Source organism: Mesorhizobium sp. M7A.F.Ca.CA.001.10.2.1 (genome assembly GCF_003998575.1).
In the GTDB taxonomy this organism is placed as follows: domain Bacteria; phylum Pseudomonadota; class Alphaproteobacteria; order Rhizobiales; family Rhizobiaceae; genus Mesorhizobium.
The window spans coordinates 1-2924 of record NZ_RZQY01000720.1 but is presented as its reverse complement, the minus strand read 5'-3'; the positions used below and the strand labels follow the sequence as shown (position 1 = coordinate 2924).

The 2924-nt window shown below is 64.8% G+C and carries 3 protein-coding genes; all 3 read left to right on the top strand.

What is annotated here, in order from left to right; all coding sequences use genetic code 11:
- Window positions 1-1734 (top strand): xanthine dehydrogenase family protein molybdopterin-binding subunit (locus EN964_RS30610; RefSeq protein ID WP_164776098.1); only part of this gene is annotated, 1734 nt, incomplete at its 5' end.
- The gene (locus EN964_RS30605) at window positions 1731-2339 is read left to right on the top strand and encodes a hypothetical protein (protein ID WP_127266907.1); all 609 of its coding nucleotides are present in this window, start codon (window positions 1731-1733) and stop codon (window positions 2337-2339) included. The genes EN964_RS30610 and EN964_RS30605, both read left to right, overlap by 4 nt.
- A 154-nt stretch (window positions 2340-2493) precedes the next feature.
- Window positions 2494-2924: biotin/lipoyl-binding protein (locus EN964_RS30600; RefSeq protein ID WP_127277145.1), on the top strand; the 431-nt coding region annotated here is incomplete at its 3' end.

Sequence of the window (2924 nt, the reverse complement as noted above, 5' to 3'; positions counted from 1 at the left end):
GCCGATCTGGAAACGGCCGACGGTTCGATCCTGCACAAGGCGTCGGGCAAGTCGCTGACCTATGGCGCGGTCGCCGCGGCCGCCGCCGCGATGGCGTCGCCGGCCGAAGTCAGGCTCAAGGACCGGGCCGACTGGAAACTGCTGGGAAAACCGCAGAAGCGCATCGACATGCTGGCCAAGGTGACCGGGGCGCCGATCTTCGGCATCGATGTCAGGCTGCCGGACATGGTCTACGGCACTGTCAAGATGAGCCCGCGCTTCTGGGCCAAGCCGGTCAAGGCGGACCTTTCCAGGGCCGAAAAAATGCCCGGCGTGATCAAGATCGTGCCGCTCGAGACGAATTACGGCCATGGCTTCGGCATCATCGCCGACAACACATGGGCGGCGTTCAAGGCCGCCGAGGCGATCGACGCCCAGTGGGCCGATCCCGAATATCCGCTCAGCAGCGCCGGCATATCCGATGTCGTGAAGCAGGCGCTCGGCACCAAGGGCTCGGTGATGCGCGACAATGGCGACGTCGACACCGCCTTTGCCGACGCGCCGCGTGAAAGGATCGTCGAGGCCGACTATGCCGTGCCCTATCTGGCGCATGCGACGATGGAGCCGATGAACGCCACGGCGCAGCTCAGGGACGGCGCGCTCGACATCTGGTGCGGCAACCAGGCGCCGACCCTGGTGCGGCAGCTTTGCGCCAACGCGGTCGGCATCGGGCAGGACAAGATCAATGTGCACACCACCTTCATGGGCGGCGGTTTCGGCCGGCGCGTCGAGGTGGATTACGCACTGTGCGCCGCGCTGATGGCCAGGGAGACGGGCGGGCGTCCGGTCAAGGTGACCTGGACGCGTGAAGAAGACATGCGCCACGACGCCTACCGGCCGGCCGCTATCGGCAAGTTCCAGGCGCGGCTCGGCGACGATGGCATGCCGGTCGCGCTCGACATGAGGATGGCCTCGCCATCGGTGATTGCCGGCATGCTGCGCCGGCTGTTTCCCTCGATATCGCCGCTCGGTCCCGACAAGAGCATCGTCGACGGCGCCTATGACCAGCCCTACACCATCCCGAATTACCGGGTCAGCGGTGTCGCGGCGCCGGTCTCCATCCCCGTCGGCTCCTGGCGCTCGGTCGGCAGTTCGGTCAACGGCTTCTTCCATGAGGGCTTCATGGACGAGATCGCCGTCGCCGGGAAAATCGATCCGGTCGAGATGCGCAAGAGACTGATGGCTGCCTATCCTTCGGCGGTGAAGGTGGTGGAGAAAGTCGCCGCGATGGCGAAATGGGGTGAGGCGCTGCCCGCCGGCAAGGCCAGGGGTATGGCCTTCACCCTGTCCTTCGGCAGTTGGGTCGGCGAGATCGTCCAGGTGGCGGACACGCCGGCCGGAATCCGTATCGAGAAGGTGTGGATCGCCGCCGATGTCGGCACCGCGCTCGATCCCGGCATCATCGAGGCGCAGTTGATCTCGGCGGCCATCTACGGTCTTTCGGCGGCGATGGGGCAGGAAATCACCTTCGCCGACGGCATGGTCGAACAGTCGAACTTCCACGATTTCGACGCCATGCGGATCTTCCAGTGCCCGGTATTCGAAGTTGCCATCCTGGAAAACTTCCACAGGATGGGCGGCCTCGGCGAGGTCGGCACACCGCCGGCGGCTCCGGCGCTCGCCAACGCCATCTTCGCGCTCACCGGAAAGCGCATCCGCACGCTGCCGCTGTCGAAAGCGGTAGCCTTCGCATGAAGAAGCTCGTCATCATGCTGACGCCTGCTGCCATGCTTGTGCTCGCAGCACCGTTTGCGATCGCGCAAGAGAGCCAGACGCCGGCGCCGGTGGCAGTCGACACAGCAAAAGCCCTGTCCGAATGGGACAAGGTCTATGCGGTGTTCTCGCATCCGCGCTGCGCTGACTGTCATGTCGCGGACGAGCGACCGCGCTGGTCGGGTGCGCATTACGGCGGCACGCGCGTGCACGCCTTCAATGTCCAGCGCGGTGCTGACGGGCCGGGCTTCGGCAGTCCGGGCCTGCGTTGCATGACTTGCCATTTCTCCAGCAATTCCAAGGCATTGCACGGGCCGCCCGGGGCCGAGAACTGGCATCTGGCGCCAGCCGAGATGGCCTGGTTCGGCAAGTCCTCGGCCGAAATCTGCGCCCAGATCAAGGATCCCTTGCGCAATGGCAACCGCAGCTTGAAGGACATCGCGGTGCATGTTCGCGACGACAGACTGGTCGCCTGGGGCTGGGCGCCGGGATCGGGTCGTGAACCGGCTCCGGGCTCCGCCGAAGCGACCTATCAAGCGATCGAAAACTGGGCGGCGGCGGGCGCATCTTGCCCGGTGGCGCAATGATCTTGCAACTTTCAGACTATATTGCGGTGCAACTTTGATGTAGAAGCGCGCTTCGCCGATCACGGCAAATTGAACACGGCCCGGCGCGCACCCATATCGGCGACGCGCCCGCGTTATGAGGACGCTGGCCGAACCCGCAGTGGAAAAAACGACGATGAGAATCAGGTTTCACAAGCTTGCAGCCGTTGTTGTGCTCATTGGTTTCGCGGCGTGGATGGCGACAGGCGAGTTTTCGTCAGTCGGCAGCGTAGCCGCCAACAAAGCCAAGGCAGCCGAAGCCGAACAGGCCAAGGCGCCCGATGCGGCGAAGCCGAAGCAGGCGGAAGCCGAGCCGAAGGCACCGCTGCGCACGGTCGCTGTGGTGACGCCGCCACGCAAGACCTATGCACGCGCCATCCGCATTTCCGGGCTGACCGAAGCCGACAAGCGGGCGGTGCTGGCGACGCGCGTCGCCGGTGTCATCGACAAGCTGCCTGTCAAGCAAGGCGATCACGTCAAGACGGGGGATCTGGTGCTGATGCTTGCGGCGGAAGAAAAGATCTCGATGGTCGACAACGCCAAGCAATTGGTGGTGCAGCGTCAGGC

Coding starts and splice junctions, on each gene's coding strand:
- EN964_RS30605 (WP_127266907.1), top strand. CDS start 1,731: ATGAAGAAGCTCGTCATCATGCTGACGCCTGCTGCCATGCTTGTGCTC.